Below are 15,086 nucleotides of genomic sequence, written 5' to 3'. Positions count from 1 at the left end.
GTGCCGTCGCTGCGCACGCCGAGCCCGCCGCTCAGCCACGACGGCGTGATGCTGCGGGCGTTGCGGGGGCAGGACGTCCCCGCGATCACCGCCGCCTGCCAGGACCCGGACATCCAGCGCTGGACCCGGGTCCCGGTGCCGTACCGCGAGGGCGACGCCCGCGGCTGGATCGCGGCGATGCGCGCGCGGGAGAAGGGCGGCGAGGCGCTGGAGTTGGCGATCGCCGACAGCCGCGCCGGGCTGCTGATCGGCGCGATCGGCGTCGTCGACCTGAACTGGCGCCACCGGGTGGGGGAGATCGGCTACTGGGTCGCCCCCGACGCCCGCGGCCGCGGCGTCGCCACCACCGCCCTGCGGCTGCTCTCGCGCTGGGCGCTGGGACCGCTCGGGCTGGAGCGGGTCGAGCTGCGGATCTGGGACGAGAACGCCGGCTCGCGGCGGGTCGCCGAGCACGCCGGCTTCCGCGACGAGGGGACGCTGCGCGGGTCGGTGATCGACCGGCTGGCCCAGGGCGTCCGCCGCGACGTCGCCGTCTACGGCCTGCTGCGCTCCGACGTCGCCGCCGAGCGGGCGCCGGAGCGGCGGGCCGAGCTGGGCGGCGGCCGCGTGTCGACCGGCTAGGACTGGGCGTCGCCGCCGCCGGTGCCGCGGCGGACCGCCCGCGCGCCGGGGATCCGGTCGGCGACCCGGCCGAGCTGCTCGACGGTGCCGGCCAGCGGGCCCATCATCGCGATCAGCTGCTCGACCGCCTGGCGGACGCCGGCGATCTCGGCCGCCTGGGCGGTCGCCTCGCCGGCCCGGTCGGCCATCTGGACCGCCTGCGAGCTGAGCTTCTCGCCGACGTCGATGATCTGGCTGCTGCGCTCGTCGATCCGCTGGCCGAGGATCGCCAGCTGCTCGCCGGTCGCGGCCACCTGCTCGGCGAAGCCGACCAGCCCCTCGCCGATCGCGGCGATCCGGTTGCCGAGCTCGAGCGCCGCCTCCAGGTGCTGGTCGAGCCGGTCCAGCCGCTCGCCCAGGCGGGCGGCCGCGTCGGGGGCGCCGGCGGCCGCCTCGGCCAGCCGCCGGATGTCGTCGGCGGCGTCGCCGGCCAGCCGTCCGGTGTCGCTGACGAGCTTGCCGGGCGTCTCGGCCGCCAGCCGGGTCGTGTCGGCCGCCAGCCGGCCGGCGTCGGCGGCGATCCGGCTCGGGTCGGGAACGCGCGGGCTCACGGCTCGACCCTATCCGGCCCGGGGGCGCCCGGAGGGTCGATCACGCCGGGCGGCTGCTAGCGTCGCTGGTTCGATGGCCGTCCCCGAGTCCGCACCCCAGCGCATCGCCGACGCCCGCGAGCGGTTCGTCGACCTGCAGCCCCATCTGCGCCCCGACGAGCTGCGCGATCGCGTGGCCGAGCTCGAGCAGGCGATGGGGGCGGGCGACTTCTGGGACGACCAGGAGCGGGCGGCGAAGGTCAGCGGCGAGCACGCCCGCGCGACCCGCAAGCTCCAGGTCCACGACGGCCTGGCCTCCGACCTCGACGACCTCGAGGGCCTGCTGGAGCTGGCCGAGGAGGACGAGGAGCTGGCCGGCGAGCTGGTCGAGCAGCTGGACTCGGTCGAGCGCCGGCTGGCCGAGCTGGAGGAGGAGCGGCTCTTCAGCGGCCCCTACGACAGCGGCGACGCGCTGATCACCGTCAACGCCGGCGCCGGCGGCACCGACGCCCAGGACTGGGCGGAGATGGTGCTGCGGATGGAGATGCGCTGGGCCGAGCGGCGCGGCTTCAAGGTCGACCTGCTCGAGGCCTCCGCCGGCGAGCAGGCGGGGATCAAGTCGGCCACCTTCCGGGTCGAGGGCGACCACGCCTACGGCCTCTACGGCGCCGAGCGCGGCGTCCACCGGCTGGTCCGGATCAGCCCCTTCGACTCGCAGGGCCGCCGCCAGACGGCGTTCGCGGGCCTCGAGGTGGCGCCGGTCGTCGAGGAGGTCGGCGACATCGAGATCAAGGACGAGGACCTGCGCGTCGACACCTACCGCGCGTCCGGCGCCGGTGGCCAGCACGTCAACAAGACCGACTCGGCCGTCCGCCTGACCCACGTGCCGACCGGGATCGTCGTCGCCTGCCAGCAGGAGCGCTCGCAGTCGGCGAACAAGATGACCGCGATGAAGATGCTCTACGCCAAGCTGATCGAGCGGGCGGAGCGCGAGCGCGCGGAGGAGATCGCCAAGGAGAAGGGCGAGTCCCAGGACGTCGGCTGGGGGTCGCAGATCCGCTCCTACGTCCTCAACCCGTACACGATGGTCAAGGACCTGCGCACGAACGTCGAGACCGGCAACGTCCAGCAGGTGCTCGACGGCGATCTCGACGCGTTCGTCCGCGCCTGGCTGCTGCAGCAGGCGGGCCAGGGCGAGGACGCCGCGGCCGCCGGCGCCTAGGGGACGACGGTGCGGCGCGCGCGCTTCCTGCTGGTCGCGGCGGCGCTGGCGCTGCCGGCGGCGGTCGCCGGCTGCGGCGACGACGGCGGAACGGCCTCCGGCCCGGCGCCGCTGACCACCACCACGTCGACCACGGGCTCGACCACGACCACCACCGCCGAGCGGCCGCGGCGGCGGGTCGTGACCCCGGCCGGCCCGGCCCGGCTGCGCGACGGCGCCGTCCGCGGCCGCGGGTTCCGCTTCCGGGTCGACGCCGGGGTCGAGAACAGCACCACCCGCTTCCGGCGGGTGATCGCGCCGCCCCAGAAGCTGCTGGTCGGGCTGGCCCGGTCGTCGGGCGACGTCGGCTTGATCGGGGTCTCGACCAAGCCGATCGGCGACCTGGTCGACATCGGCGACCGCGAGTCGATGCGGACCGAGGCGGTCGAGGGCCTGCGCGGCCTCGGCGGCAAGCGGGTCAAGGGGCTGGCCGACGGCCGGCTCGGCGGCCTGCGCGCCTACCGGGCCGAGGCGACCGGCCGCTTCGAGGGGCTGAAGGTGCTGGTCTTGCGCTACCTGGTGGCGCGCGGCGACAAGCTGCTGACGATCGACGGCCTGGTGCCGAGCCGGTCACGCTCGGCCGCCGAATCGCTGCTGCGGACGGTGGTCCGCAGCTGGCGCTGGACCGACCGCCGCTGACGGTCGGAGCGGCCGGCGGCGGGCGCTCGTCGCCGCACGACCTTTCCCGGTTGGCCAGCCAGCCAGTAGCATGCGCCGTGACGCGCCGCGGGCACGGAGGACCCACGGCGCCCACTGGACCGGAGACCCCCGATGGCGATCGACTTCACCTTCAGCGACGAGCAGCAGGCCTACCGCGACGCCCTGCGCGACCTCTTCCAGCGCGAGGTCGGCAGCGCCGAGCAGCTCGAGCGGCTGACCGACGGCCACCGCAGCCACCACAGCGACGAGCTGAGCCGCAAGCTCGGCGAGGCCGGGCTGCTGGGCCCGAGCATCCCCGAGCAGTACGGCGGCGCCGGCGGCGGGATCGTCGAGGAGATGATCCTGCTCGAGGAGATGATGCGGGCCGGGGCGCCGATCGGCGCCTACGCGGTCTCGCTGATCGTCGCCGGGGCGGTGATGAAGTTCGCCACCGAGGAGCAGAAGCAGCTGGTGCTCGGCAACGTCGCCGCCGGCGGGGTCGAGGCGATCGCGATGTCCGAGCCGGAGTCCGGCTCCGACGTCGCCTCGCTGACCACCAAGGCCGAGCGGGTCGACGGCGGCTGGAAGCTGAACGGCGTCAAGGTCTGGATCTCGAACGCCCACATCGCCGACCGGATCCTGATCGTCTGCCGCGACTCGTCGAAGTCCGATCCCTCCCACCCCAAGCACGAGGGCCTGGGGATGATCTGGGTCGAGCCGGACGCCGAGGGCGTGCGGGTCGAGCGGATCAAGACGATGGGCGGCGTCGACGAGGTCAACTACGTCTACCTGGACGACGTCGTGGTCGGCGACGACGCGGTCCTCGGCGAGGTCGGCAACGGTTGGCTGCAGCTGACCTCGGGCCTCAACGTCGAGCGGCTGATCATCGGCGCGCTGGCCCTGGGGCAGGCGACGAAGGCGTTCGAGGACGCCCTCCAGTACGCCAAGGAGCGGGTCCAGTTCGGCAAGCCGATCGGCCGCTTCCAGGTCCAGCAGCACCGGCTGGCCGACATGGCGACCGAGGTCGAGCTGGCCCGGCTGCTCGTCTACAAGGTCGCCGGCGACGTGGCCCGCAACCCGACGGCGCTGTTCCCGAAGGAGGCGTCGATGGCGAAGGTCTACGCCACCGAGGTCGCCGAGCGGACGGTCAACCGCGCGTTCAAGATCCACGGCGGCTACGGCTACGCGGTCGAGTACGACATCGCCCGCCAGGTCCCGTACTCGCTGGTCGCCACTACCTTCGGCGGCACCAACGACATCCAGCGCAACATCATCGCCAAGACCCTCGGGCTCTAGCGAGTGGTCCGGGGCCCCCGGGCGGGGGACGAACGCGCGCGGCGGCCGCAGTAGCCTGCGGACGACGCGAGCGCGCCCTCCCGCCCGCGGTCCCGAACCCGAGACTGGAGAACCCGAGATGCGATGGCGTGCAGCCGGCCTGACGCTGGCCTCCGCCGCGGCCCTGGCCGTGAGCGGCTGCGGTGGCGACGACGGCGGCAAGACCGTGACGTCGACCGTCACCACCGCGGCCTCGACCCCGACCACCACCACGGGGACGACGACCAGCCCGACCACGACCACCGACACCACGGCCACGACTGCCACCACCGGCACCGACGGCCGGGTCGACCTGGACGCGGCCTCGTTCGCCGTCCCCAGCGGCTGGGAGCACTCGCCGGCGGCGCTCCGCAAGGCGCTGGCCAAGAGCACCCCCGGGGGCGGCCTGAAGCCGGTCGCGATGCTCGTCGCCAAGGGTTCCGGCGGCAGCCCGGCCAAGGGCCTGATCGTCGTCATGACCCTCAACGCGCCCGGCGCCGCCGCCCAGGCGGACAGCGACTGGACGCGGTTCAAGCGGACGGTGATCTCCAGCATCCGCAGCGGCGAGCTGCGCAACCTGCGGATCGGCCGCGACACCGAGGTCGACGGCCGGCGGGCGCTGGTGGTCGACCTCCAGCAGCGGGCCCGGACCTACCTCGAGAACCGCCAGATCGTGACGGTCAAGGGCGACACCGCCTACTACCTGCAGGTGACGATCCCGGCCGGCGACGACCTCGACGCCCCGCGCCAGGCGCTCGACGAGCTGCGCGGCTCCTGGCAGTGGAAGTGACGGCGGCGCCGCTGGCCTGCCTCGACCTGGACGGCACCCTCGTCGACTCGCGGGGGCCGTTCGCGACGGCGATGCGCGGCGCGCTGGCCGAGTGCGGCCTGCCCGACCGCGCGCCGGCCACGCTCCACCGCTTCCTCGGCCCGCCGCTGGAGGAGACCGCCGAGGCGCTGACCGCCGAGGCGGTCGCCGCCGGCACCGTCGTCGCGGCCGAGGCGGCGGCGACGGCCGACGCGCTGCTCCACGCCTACCGCCGGCGCTACGTCGCCGAGGGGATCCCGGCGACCGTCCCGGTGCCGGGGGTGCCGGAGGCGCTCGACCGGCTGCGCGACGACGGCTGGCGGCTGGTGCTGGTGACCTCGAAGATCCGCCCGGCCGCGCTCGCCGTGCTGGCGACGACCGGGCTCGACGCGCGGATCGCCGCCGTCCACGCGCCGGGGCCGGAGGAGCGGCACGTGCCGAAGGCACGCTCGCTGCGGGCGGCGCTGGCCGAGCACGGCGACCCGGACGGGGCGCGGGCGGCGATGGTGGGGGACCGCCACCACGACGTCGACGCCGCGCGGGCCTGCGCGGTGCCGGCGGTCGGGGTCACCTGGGCCGGCGGCCGCGAGCCGGAGCTGACCGCGGCCGGCGCCACCGTGCTGGTCGCCGCCCCGGCCGCGCTGCCGGCGGCGCTCGCGCGCTGCCTGGCCGGCGCCTGATCGCCCGTTCGGCAGCCGCTGGCGGCGGGCGTTGCCTATCCTCGTTCGCGATGCCGTCCGTGCCCGACGACCTGCTCGACGACCTGATCGCCCGCGCCCTCGCCGAGGACCTCGGCGACGGCGACGCCACCAGCCTGGCCACGGTGCCGGAGGGGCTGCGGGCGACGGCGACGGTGACCCAGAAGGCGCCGGGCGTGGTCGCCGGGCTCGACGTCGCCCGGCGGGTGCTGCTGGCGGTCGACGGCGACCTGCGGGTGACGGCGCTGACCGACGAGGGCGTCTGGCGCGAGCAGGGCCCGGTGCTGCGGGCCGAGGGCTCGGCGCGGTCGCTGCTGGCCGGCGAGCGGACGGCGCTCAACTTCCTCGGCCGGCTCTCGGGCGTGGCGACGCTGACCCGCCGCTACGTCGACGCGGTGGCCGGCACCAAGGCGGTCGTCATCGACACCCGCAAGACGACGCCGGGCCTGCGGCTGTTGGAGAAGCAGGCGGTGGCGACGGGCGGCGGCGGCAACCACCGGATCGGGCTCTACGACCAGATCCTGATCAAGGAGAACCACGCCGCGATGGCCGGCGGCGTCGGCGCGGCGGTGCGGGCGGCGCACGCCCACCGGCCCGACCTGCCGATCGAGTCCGAGTGCCGCGACCTGGACGAGGTCCGCGAGGCGCTGGCCGCCGCCGAGGAGGTCGGCCTGCCCGCCGACCGCTACCGGATCCTGCTCGACAACATGACCAACGAGGAGCTGCGTGAGGCGGTCGCGCTGGTCGCCGGCCGGGTGCCGCTCGAGGCGTCGGGGAACGTCGACCTGACCACCGTCGGGGGCATCGCGGCGACCGGCGTAGACTTCATCTCGTCCGGTGCGTTGACGCACTCGGCCCCGGTGCTCGACCTCTCCCTGATCCTGGAGCCCCTGTCGTGACGACCCCCCTCCCGATGGCCCCCGACCCGGTCCGCGCGGGCGTTCCCGCCCTCGCCGAGGACGAGCTGCGGGCCCTGCAGGCCGAGGTCCGCCAGCTCGCGCGCGAGAAGAACGCGGTGATCCTGGCGCACAACTACCAGCTGCCGGAGATCCAGGACGTGGCCGACGTCGTCGGCGACTCGCTCGGGCTCTCGATCGAGGCGGCGAAGACCGACGCGCAGACGATCGTCTTCTGCGGCGTCCACTTCATGGCCGAGTCGGCCTCGGTCCTGAGCCCCGAGAAGACCGTCCTGATCCCCGACGTCGACGCCGGCTGCTCGCTGGCCGACTCGATCACCGCCGACCAGCTGCGCGAGTGGCAGGCCAAGCACCCCGGCGCGATCACGGTGATGTACGTCAACACGACGGCCGAGGTCAAGGCGCTGACCGACTACTGCGTCACCTCGTCGAACGCCGTCCCGGTGGTCGAGGCGCTCTACCGCGAGCACGGCGAGGACACCGAGGTCCTGTTCGGGCCCGACATGTTCCTCGGCTCCTACGTGCAGAAGCGGATCGCCGCCGACCGCGCCGCCGCCGGCAAGCCGCCGCTGACCGGCTTCCACGTCTGGGACGGCGAGTGCCACGTCCACGCCGGGATCCGCCCCAGCGACATCGACCGCGTGCGCGCCGAGCACCCCGGGGCCGACTTCCTGATCCACCCCGAGTGCGGCTGCTCGACCCAGGTGATGGAGTACGTCGCGGCCGGCGACGTGGCCAGCGAGGGCGTCCACATGCTCTCGACCGGCGGGATGCTCGACTTCGCCGTCGAGCAGGAGAAGGCCGCCGGCGGCGCGGCGAAGCGGCCGACGACGATCGTCGCGACCGAGACGGGGATGCTGCATCCGCTGCGGATGGCCGCCCCCGACGTCGACTTCGTGGCCGCCAACGAGCAGGCCTCGTGCCGCTACATGAAGATGATCACGCTGCCGAAGCTGCGCGACACGCTGCGCGACGGCACCGGCCTGGTCAAGGTGCCGGACGAGATCGCCCGCCGGGCCAAGCTGCCGATCGAGCGGATGGTCGCGATCGGCCGCGACGCCAACGCGCCGCTCGGCGGCGAGTAGCGCTCAGCCTCAGCCGACCGGGGCGAGCACGTCGACCGTGTGCTCCAGGGCCCGCCGCAGCCGCGGCAGGGTCGTGGAGCGGCGCTCGAACTCGGTCGGCGTGTAGCAGTGGACGTCGGGGTCGTCGCCCATCTCGCTGCGGTCCCAGAGGCTGGCGGCGGTGTGGACGCGCTCCAGCCACGGGACGCCGTCGAAGGCCTCGGAGACGAGGATCACGACGAACTCGGGCCCCCGCTCGCGCTGGGGGCCGACGCCCTGCTGGTCGGCGACGCGGGCGCCGCCGAGCAGGGCCCGCTCGAGCGGCCAGCGGTCGTCGACCCGCCGCACGTAGCGCCGCAGCTCCACCTGGTTGACCGCGCCGGTCGCACTCACCGAGCCGATTGTGGCGCTCCGGGCCCGAACGCTCAAGGTGACCCGATCACAGAAGGTGCTCGGCGCACGGCCCTGGTTGGACCCCGCTCGACCGATGTAGACTCGCGCCCCGATGGGCAAGGGTCGGGGGACACGGATGACGGGACCGGCCGCGGGGGCGCCGCCGGTCCAGACGGTGCGCTTGCGCGAGTTCTGGAGCGGCGACTCGATGCGGGCCTACGGCTCGCTCGCCGTGTACACCTGGCACGCGTTCGCGGTCGGGTTGCTCCTGACCGCGGCGTTCACGCCGAAGGCGTACGCGACGCTCGACCTGCGCGACCAGCTGGGCGACGTGCCCGGCCTGGTGCTGCGGGCCTTCGGCGGCATCCTGCTGCTGTTCTTCGTGCTGTCGGCGTACCTGATCGCGCGGCCGTTCCTGGCCTCGGTGCTGCACGGACGGCGCTGGCCGAACTCGTTCCGCTACGTCCTGCGCCGGATCCTGCGCGTGCACCCGCTGTTCCTGACGGTGCTGGTGCTGTCGCTGCTGATCTGGGGCTGGGGTCGCCACGGCGTCACGCCGAAGCACTTCCTGGCGGTCGGCAGCCTGCTGGTCAGCGACGACGGATCGACCGGTGGCGGCTGGAAGCACGTCGGCCACGCCTGGTCGCTGCACGTGGAGTTCATCATCTACCTGCTGCTGCCGGCGGGCCTCTGGGTGCTGCTGAAGGCGATGAACGCGATCCGCGCCGGCTCGGTCAACCTGCGGGCGTGGGTGATCATCGCCTTCGCCAGCCTATTGACGGTGATCTCGGTCTACGCGGGGCGGAACTCGAACCTGCCGCAGACGGTGCCGACCGCGTTCGCCGCGTTCATGCCGGGCGTGATCATCGCCACGGCCGAGGTGGCGGGCTGGCTGCCGGCGTTCGCGCAGCGGATGCGCCGCTGGGTGCCGGCGGCCCTGCTGGGCGTGGCGCTGGTGCTGGCGATCGTCGCGATGCCGGTCGGCACCGCGGTCGGGGCCGACAGCTGGGGACCGGGCGTGGCGATCTACGGCACCGTGCTGGCGATGTCGGTCCTGATGCTCGGGATCCTGCTCCACGAGCTGGCCGATCGCGAGCCGCCGGCCTTCATGCGCTGGCGCTGGGTCCTGTGGTTCGGTCCCATGACGTACCCGGTCTACGTCGTCCACGTGCCGATCATGTTCGCGATCGTCCCCTGGGTCCACGACCACGTCACCACCGACCCGCTCGGGACCGGTGCGGTGACGTGGTTCCTGGCCGTGATCCCGACCATGGCGATCTCCTACCTGCTGCACAAGTTCGTCGAGCTGCCCGCGATGGCCGTCGGCGCCCGCCTGGGCAGCACTCGCAAGTCGGTCCAGGACCGCTTCGCCGACCAGGCTCACCCGACGACGCCCCCCTCGACCGCGATGCCGGGCGCCGGCGACACGGTCGTGGCGGGGAGCGACGGCCCGGTGGCCGTGCCCGCCGGCGATGGCGGGGCTGCTGCCGCGGCCTCCGGCGGCGTTCTGGCGGGGGCGGACGCGGGGGCGGGGGCCGCGGTCTCGGGGACTCCGGCCTCGTCGCCGCCGGCCGCTGGGGCGGCCCCGGCGTCCGCGGCCGCTCCGACGGCGGCTGCGGCCGAGGCTCCGGCCGTGCCCGCGGCCCCGGCGCCCACCCCGGCGCCCGCGTCCGCGAGCCCGGCGACGTCGTCGTCCGCCACGCCCGCCGCGTCGGCCAGCCCCGCTGCGTCGACCCCGACCCCGACCCCGCTGCCGGTCGAACCGGGCACCCAGCGCTCGCCGCAGCCCGAGGTCGAGGCGGAGGCCGCGCCGGCCCAGGCGCAGGCCGCTCCGGTCCAGCCGACTCCGGCGCAGGCCGTCCCGGGCCCGGCCACCCCGGCTCAGGCCGCTCCGGCTCCGGCGGCCGCCGCTCCGGCGCCCCAGGCCGAGGCGCCGAGCCCGGCCCGGGTCCGGCGCCCGATCGAGCCGGGCAGCCGCGACGGCGGCCGCGGCCGCTGAGCTCCGGCCAACGTCACATACCCCGGCGGCTCCGGCGGCCATGTCACGTTGACCGCCGCCGACGGCGGCCAACGTCACACGCCCCGGCCGGCCCCCGAGCCGAGCAACGTTCGCCCCTCCGGCCGGCGCTCCACGAGCATCACACGCGCCACCCCGGAACCCCGAGGCCGTGGCGCACCCCAGGCGCGCCCCACGAGCACCAAGCGCGACGCCCGGGAACCCCGAGGCCGTGGCGCACCCCAGGCCCGCCCCACGAGCACCACGCGCGACACGCCCGTGCCAGCCCGAGGTGGGGCGGAACACGCCGGCGCGCGCCGCTCGCCCTCGGCACCCCGTCCGCCGAGGCAGGCCGCCGGCCCCGCTCCCCTCAGTGCCTCGCTGGCCCACCACCGACGTCAGCCGGGGCCGACGCCGTCCCACCCACCGACCCGGTGCGGCGGCCCGTCACCGACCAGGGACCCGCAACGCTCAGCCGCCCCGGCCCGCCGACCAGCCGCGCCGCTCCGGCCGCGCCGCGACGGCCGCGCCGCCCTAGCCCTCCCACCCGAAATCGCCCGCCCCCTGCGGCCCGACGCAGGCGACCGCGGCCTGGGCCGGATCGATCCGGCGGGCGACCTCGCGGACGTCGTCGATCGTGACGGCGTCGAGGGCGGTGATCGCGCGGTCGGGGTCCAGCTCCTCGCCGTGGACGATGGCCTGGGTGGCGGCGTGGCGGGCGACCGCGCCGGAGTTCTCGAAGGCGAGCACCAGCCGGCCGGCGGCGTAGGCGCGGGCGCGGGAGACCTCCTCCTCGGTCGGGCCGTCGGCGTGCAGCTCGGCGACGATCTCGCGCATCCGGGCGTAGGCCTCGAGGCACTTCTCGGAGTCGAGTCCGGCCGACAGCTGGAGCTGGGTCGCGTCGCCGAGCGACCAAGCCGACGCCGACACCGAGTAGGCCAGGCCCCGCTGCTCGCGGATCTCGTCGAACAGCCGCGAGCCCATCGAGCCGCCGAGCAGCGTGCCGTAGATCGTCAGCGCCGCCCGCACCGCCGGGTCGCCGGCGTCCAGCTCGGGCCGGTAGGTGATCCGCAGGTGCGACTGGTTCGTGTCGCGCTCGCGCACGACGACGTCGGTCCGCGGCGCCGGCACCGCGTCGGCGGGACCGTCGGGGCCGAGGTCGGGGAAGCGGGCGAACAGCTCGTGCAGCCGCTCGTCCTCCGGCAGGTGGCTGACGTCGCCGACCAGGAACGCCCCGCCGCTGCGGCCCGACCAGCGACGGTCGCGGAACGCCACCACCTGGTCACGGGTGAAGGTGCGCAGGTGCTCCTCCGGCCCCAGCACCGGCCGCCCGAGCGGGTGGTCGCCGAAGGTCGCCTCGTCGATCAGCATCTCGGCCAGCGCCGCCGGCTGGTCGTTGTAGCGGGCGATCTCCTGGATCACCACGCCGCGCTCCTTGTCCAGCTCCTCGGCGTCGATCCGCGGCCGTCCGGCGAAGTCCGTCAGCAGATCGAGCGCCGGCTCCGCGGATTCGGCACGAACCGTGATGTGGAACGCCACCATCGAGTGCGAGGTGTAGGCGTTCAGCACGCCGCCCATCCGCTCGGCCGTCTCGTTGACCTTGCGGTAGTCGTCGTAGGTCTCGCCGCCCTTGAACACCAGGTGCTCGAGGAAGTGGGCGATGCCGTTCTCCTCCGGCCGCTCGGTGCGGGCCCCGGCGTGGAAGGCGACCAGCGCGGTCAGGGTCCGGGTGCCGGGCAGCGCGATCCGGTGGACGGGCAGGCCGTTGGGGGCGACGGTGGAGCTGATCTGGGGCATCAGCGACGACGGTACCGCCTCGCGCACGCCGCCCCGCGCCGTTCGGGTCGCATCGTCGTGGGCCGGTGGTACAGTTTGAATCAAGATGTCTCACAGCCTCGATCAGGTGACGCCCGCAGCCCCGTCCGAGACGGGAACGCGGTTGGCCCCGCCCGAGCGGCGGCCGGCTACGCCCCGTCAAGGGCTGCTCGGGCCACAGGCGATCGTCTGGCGCCAGACGCAGGAGTGGCGGATGCTCGCCGGCGGCGGCACCGCGCTGCTGCTCCAGGTCGCCCATCCGGCGGTCGGCGCGGCGGTGGGGGAGTTCTCCACCTACCGCGAGCGGCCGTGGCACCGGCTGCACAAGACGATGGAGCTGGTCTTCGGCGGGATCGTCTTCGACATCGGCGACCGCCACGAGCAGGGCTACCGGATCCACGCCCTCCACAACAAGCTCGAGGGCGTCGACATGCGCGGCCGCCGCTACCACGCCCAGGAGCCGGACGGCTTCTTCTGGGTGCTGGCGACGCTGATCCAGGTCGGGCACGACATGGCGCAGCTCGTCGGTCCGCCGATCCGCCCCCAGGAGCGGCCGCGGCTCTACGACGAGTGGCGCGAGGTCGGCCGGATCCTGGGCCTGGAGGACCGCCACATGCCGCCCGACCACGTCGCCTTCGGCCGCTACTGGACGGAGATGCTGGCCGACGGCCTCGACCGCAACAGCACCGTCGACGAGGTGCTGGAGACGGTCGCCCGTCCGGCCGCGCCGCCCGGGCTGCCGGTGCCCGAGCTGCTCTGGCGGCTGACCGCCGGCGCGGTCGGCGGCCGGGCCCTGGGCACGCTGAGCCTGGGCCTGCTGCCGACCGAGATCCGCGACCGCTGGCAGCTGCCGTGGTCGCGGGCCCGCGAGCTGGAGCTGCAGGCGATCGGCCGCTCGGTCCGGACCGTCTTCCCGCTGCTGCCGCGGCGGCTGCGCGTCCACCAGTGGGCGGCGCCGGCGGTCCTCGGCCGCGGCTAGGACGCCAGCGGGAGGGTGAACCGGATCGCCGCGCCGCCGTCGGCCGCGGCGCCCGGTGCGCCGTCGGCGAGCCAGATCCGGCCGCCGTGGGCCTCGACGATCGCGCGGGCGATCGCCAGGCCGAGCCCCGATCCGGCGTCGGTCCGGGCGGCGACGCTGCCGCCGCGGTAGAACGGCTCGAAGATCCGCGCGCGGTCGTGGTCGGCGATCCCCTCGCCGCTGTCCCGGACCTCGATCTCCAGCCGGTCGCGGCGCGGCTCGGCCAGCACCACCACGCTGCCGTCGCTCGGGGTGTGGCGGATCGCGTTCTGGAGCAGGTTCAGCAGCACCCGTTGCAGCTTCGCCGGATTTCCGCGGGCCGGAGTCAGATCGGCGGGGATCCGGCCGACGATCCGCACGCCCTTGGCGTCGGCCTGCGGCAGGATCGCGGCGACCGTCTCGTCGACCAGGTCGGCGAGCCGCACCTGCTCGATGCTCCACTCGATCACGCCGGCGTCGAGTCGCGACAGCTCGAAGAGGTCGTCGATCAGCCCCCCGAGGGCATCGACGTGCGTACGCAGGGTGCGCAGGTAGGTGCGGGCGGCCTCGGGGTCGAGCACGTCGTCGTCGATCGCCTCGACGATCAGCCGCAGCGCCGTCAACGGCGTCCGCAGGTCGTGGCTGACGGCGGCGACGAGGTCGCGACGGGCCTGCTCGCTGGCGGCGCGGGCGGTCTCGCCGGCGTTCAGCGCGGCGATCATCCGGTTGCCGGCTCGGGCGAGGGCCGCCAGCTCGTCGTCCGCGCCGGTCCGCAGCACGACGTCGCGCTCGCCGGCGGCGACGCGGTCGAGCCCGGCCCGCAGCGCCGCGACGTCCTCCTGGGGGCCGCGCGCCAGCACCTGGACGGCCCGGAAGCCGACCGCCGCGGCCAGCGCGACGGCGGCGATCGCGATCGTCGCGTCGTGGGTCGAGAGGAACATCGCGACGACGGCGATCACCAGCGTCAGCAGCACCAGCGCCAGGGCCAGGCCGACGCCGATCGCGAACCGCCGCCCGAGCGCCCGACCGTGGCCGCGGCGGGCGTCGGCGACGTGGGCCAGCGCCAGCCCGAGCCCACCCAGCGGGGCCAGCATCAGCACGGTCAGACCGGCGCCGCGGGCATCGAGCACCAGCCCGACGGCGAGCGCGACCGCCGCCAGGGCGAGGGCGAGGACGGCGGCCGAGAGCAGCCGCGAGCGGCCGGCGGCGCTCATGGCTGGAACCGGTAGCCGATGCCCCAGACCGTCTGCACGAAGCGCGGCCGCGTCGGGTCGGGCTCGATCTTCGCCCGCAGCCGCCGGACGTGGACGGTGACGGTCGAGGTGTCGGTGTAGAAGCCGTAGCCCCAGACGCTCTCCATCAGCTGGTCGCGCGAGAAGGCCTGGCCCGGGTGGCGGGCGAGGAACAGCAGCAGGTCGAGCTCGCGCTGGGTGACGGCGACCTCGGCGCCGTCGAGCAGCACGCGGCGGCCGGCGCCGTCGATCGTCAGCGGCCCATGGACGAGCGGCGGTGCCGCGGTCGCCGCCGGGTCGCGTCGCCGCAGGACCGCTTCGACCCGCGCCACCAGCTCGCCGGGCGAGAACGGCTTGACCACGTAGTCGTCGGCCCCGCGGCGGAGGCCGGTGATCCGGTCGGGCTCCTCGCCGCGGGCGGTCAGCAGGATCACCGCCGGCGGGTCGGGCCGCCGCTCGGCGACCCGCGCCAGCACCTCCAGGCCCCCGATCCCGGGCAGCATCACGTCGAGCACCAGCAGGTCGGGCGGGCGCTCGGCCACGAGCGCCAGGGCGGTCTCGCCGTCGTGGGCGACGCGGGTCCGGAAGCCGGCCCGGGCGAGGTAGCGCGCGACGAGGTCGGCGACGGTCGGCTCGTCGTCGACGACCAGCACGTCCGCCCGTCCGGCGGCCGCGGCCGGATCGGGGCCGGAGCGCTCCACGGTCCGATCATCCCAGCAGGCGGAGGTGGCCATCACTCCACCGTAGGCGCTGGCGATTACC

At 75.1% G+C, this 15,086-nt stretch carries 15 protein-coding genes; 10 read left to right on the top strand and 5 right to left on the bottom strand.

Going from position 1 to position 15,086, the window contains the following annotated elements; translation table 11 throughout:
* The gene (locus SH587_RS09375) at positions 1 to 621 is read left to right on the top strand and encodes a GNAT family N-acetyltransferase (RefSeq protein WP_320670333.1); all 621 of its coding nucleotides are present in this window, start codon (positions 1 to 3) and stop codon (positions 619 to 621) included.
* Here the strand turns inward: SH587_RS09375 and SH587_RS09370 are convergent.
* Complete coding sequence (locus SH587_RS09370) at positions 618 to 1,211, bottom strand: hypothetical protein (protein WP_320670332.1); 594 nt, start codon at positions 1,209 to 1,211, stop codon at positions 618 to 620. The genes SH587_RS09375 and SH587_RS09370 overlap by 4 nt on opposite strands.
* Before the next feature lie 73 nt (positions 1,212 to 1,284).
* Here SH587_RS09370 and prfB point away from each other — a divergent pair, with 73 nt between their 5' ends.
* From prfB to nadA, 7 genes are all read left to right on the top strand, one after another.
* Entirely contained in the window at positions 1,285 to 2,412 is a 1,128-nt protein-coding gene (gene prfB / locus SH587_RS09365) for a peptide chain release factor 2 (protein WP_320670331.1), read from the top strand.
* Positions 2,413 to 2,421: 9 nt separating this feature from the next.
* Positions 2,422 to 3,090 (top strand): hypothetical protein, encoded by a 669-nt coding sequence (locus tag SH587_RS09360; protein ID WP_320670330.1) that lies wholly within the window; start codon positions 2,422 to 2,424, stop codon positions 3,088 to 3,090.
* A 132-nt stretch (positions 3,091 to 3,222) separates the two neighbouring features.
* Positions 3,223 to 4,386: an acyl-CoA dehydrogenase family protein gene (locus SH587_RS09355; RefSeq protein ID WP_320670329.1), complete on the top strand. Its 1,164-nt coding sequence runs from the start codon at positions 3,223 to 3,225 to the stop codon at positions 4,384 to 4,386.
* Between the two features lie 118 nt (positions 4,387 to 4,504).
* Positions 4,505 to 5,194 carry a hypothetical protein gene (locus SH587_RS09350; protein WP_320670328.1) on the top strand — a complete coding sequence of 230 codons (690 nt, stop codon included), beginning with the start codon at positions 4,505 to 4,507 and terminating at the stop codon, positions 5,192 to 5,194.
* Positions 5,185 to 5,892: an HAD family hydrolase gene (locus SH587_RS09345; RefSeq protein WP_320670327.1), complete on the top strand. Its 708-nt coding sequence runs from the start codon at positions 5,185 to 5,187 to the stop codon at positions 5,890 to 5,892. Before SH587_RS09350 ends, SH587_RS09345 begins: the two co-directional genes overlap by 10 nt.
* Positions 5,893 to 5,942: 50 nt before the next feature.
* A complete protein-coding gene (gene nadC, locus SH587_RS09340) occupies positions 5,943 to 6,809 on the top strand; it encodes a carboxylating nicotinate-nucleotide diphosphorylase (RefSeq protein WP_320670326.1) in 867 nt (288 codons plus the stop codon).
* A 14-nt stretch (positions 6,810 to 6,823) separates the two neighbouring features.
* Positions 6,824 to 7,912 carry a quinolinate synthase NadA gene (nadA, locus tag SH587_RS09335; protein ID WP_375341748.1) on the top strand — a complete coding sequence of 363 codons (1,089 nt, stop codon included), beginning with the start codon at positions 6,824 to 6,826 and terminating at the stop codon, positions 7,910 to 7,912.
* A 9-nt stretch (positions 7,913 to 7,921) separates the two neighbouring features.
* Here nadA and SH587_RS09330 read toward each other — a convergent pair whose 3' ends face one another.
* Positions 7,922 to 8,284 (bottom strand): hypothetical protein, encoded by a 363-nt coding sequence (locus SH587_RS09330; RefSeq protein ID WP_320670324.1) that lies wholly within the window; start codon positions 8,282 to 8,284, stop codon positions 7,922 to 7,924.
* Between the two features lie 181 nt (positions 8,285 to 8,465).
* Between SH587_RS09330 and SH587_RS09325 the strand changes: the two genes are divergently transcribed.
* Positions 8,466 to 10,283, top strand: a complete 1,818-nt coding sequence (locus SH587_RS09325) for an acyltransferase family protein (RefSeq protein WP_320670323.1) — start codon at positions 8,466 to 8,468, stop codon at positions 10,281 to 10,283.
* 531 nt (positions 10,284 to 10,814) lie between these two features.
* Here the strand turns inward: SH587_RS09325 and SH587_RS09320 are convergent.
* Positions 10,815 to 12,077 carry a M16 family metallopeptidase gene (locus tag SH587_RS09320; RefSeq protein WP_320670322.1) on the bottom strand — a complete coding sequence of 421 codons (1,263 nt, stop codon included), beginning with the start codon at positions 12,075 to 12,077 and terminating at the stop codon, positions 10,815 to 10,817.
* Positions 12,078 to 12,162: 85 nt separating this feature from the next.
* Between SH587_RS09320 and SH587_RS09315 the strand changes: the two genes are divergently transcribed.
* Positions 12,163 to 13,074 carry an oxygenase MpaB family protein gene (locus SH587_RS09315; protein WP_320670321.1) on the top strand — a complete coding sequence of 304 codons (912 nt, stop codon included), beginning with the start codon at positions 12,163 to 12,165 and terminating at the stop codon, positions 13,072 to 13,074.
* Here the strand turns inward: SH587_RS09315 and SH587_RS09310 are convergent.
* Both SH587_RS09310 and SH587_RS09305 read right to left on the bottom strand, forming a co-directional pair.
* Positions 13,071 to 14,306: a sensor histidine kinase gene (locus SH587_RS09310; RefSeq protein WP_320670320.1), complete on the bottom strand. Its 1,236-nt coding sequence runs from the start codon at positions 14,304 to 14,306 to the stop codon at positions 13,071 to 13,073. The two genes, SH587_RS09315 and SH587_RS09310, sit on opposite strands and share 4 nt — an antisense overlap.
* Positions 14,303 to 15,058: a response regulator transcription factor gene (locus SH587_RS09305; RefSeq protein WP_320670319.1), complete on the bottom strand. Its 756-nt coding sequence runs from the start codon at positions 15,056 to 15,058 to the stop codon at positions 14,303 to 14,305. Before SH587_RS09305 ends, SH587_RS09310 begins: the two co-directional genes overlap by 4 nt.
* Between the last annotated feature and the right edge of the window lie 28 nt (positions 15,059 to 15,086).

The organism is Patulibacter defluvii (genome assembly GCF_034096925.1).
Taxonomy (GTDB): Bacteria; Actinomycetota; Thermoleophilia; order Solirubrobacterales; family Solirubrobacteraceae; genus Patulibacter; species Patulibacter defluvii.
This window is presented reverse-complemented; position numbering and strand designations above follow the sequence as displayed.

Coding starts and splice junctions, on each gene's coding strand:
- nadC (WP_320670326.1), top strand. CDS start 5,943: ATGCCGTCCGTGCCCGACGACCTGCTCGACGACCTGATCGCCCGCGCC.
- SH587_RS09355 (WP_320670329.1), top strand. CDS start 3,223: ATGGCGATCGACTTCACCTTCAGCGACGAGCAGCAGGCCTACCGCGAC.
- SH587_RS09320 (WP_320670322.1), bottom strand. CDS start 12,077: ATGCCCCAGATCAGCTCCACCGTCGCCCCCAACGGCCTGCCCGTCCAC.
- prfB (WP_320670331.1), top strand. CDS start 1,285: ATGGCCGTCCCCGAGTCCGCACCCCAGCGCATCGCCGACGCCCGCGAG.
- nadA (WP_375341748.1), top strand. CDS start 6,824: ATGGCCCCCGACCCGGTCCGCGCGGGCGTTCCCGCCCTCGCCGAGGAC.
- SH587_RS09305 (WP_320670319.1), bottom strand. CDS start 15,058: ATGGCCACCTCCGCCTGCTGGGATGATCGGACCGTGGAGCGCTCCGGC.
- SH587_RS09310 (WP_320670320.1), bottom strand. CDS start 14,306: ATGAGCGCCGCCGGCCGCTCGCGGCTGCTCTCGGCCGCCGTCCTCGCC.
- SH587_RS09350 (WP_320670328.1), top strand. CDS start 4,505: ATGCGATGGCGTGCAGCCGGCCTGACGCTGGCCTCCGCCGCGGCCCTG.
- SH587_RS09315 (WP_320670321.1), top strand. CDS start 12,163: ATGTCTCACAGCCTCGATCAGGTGACGCCCGCAGCCCCGTCCGAGACG.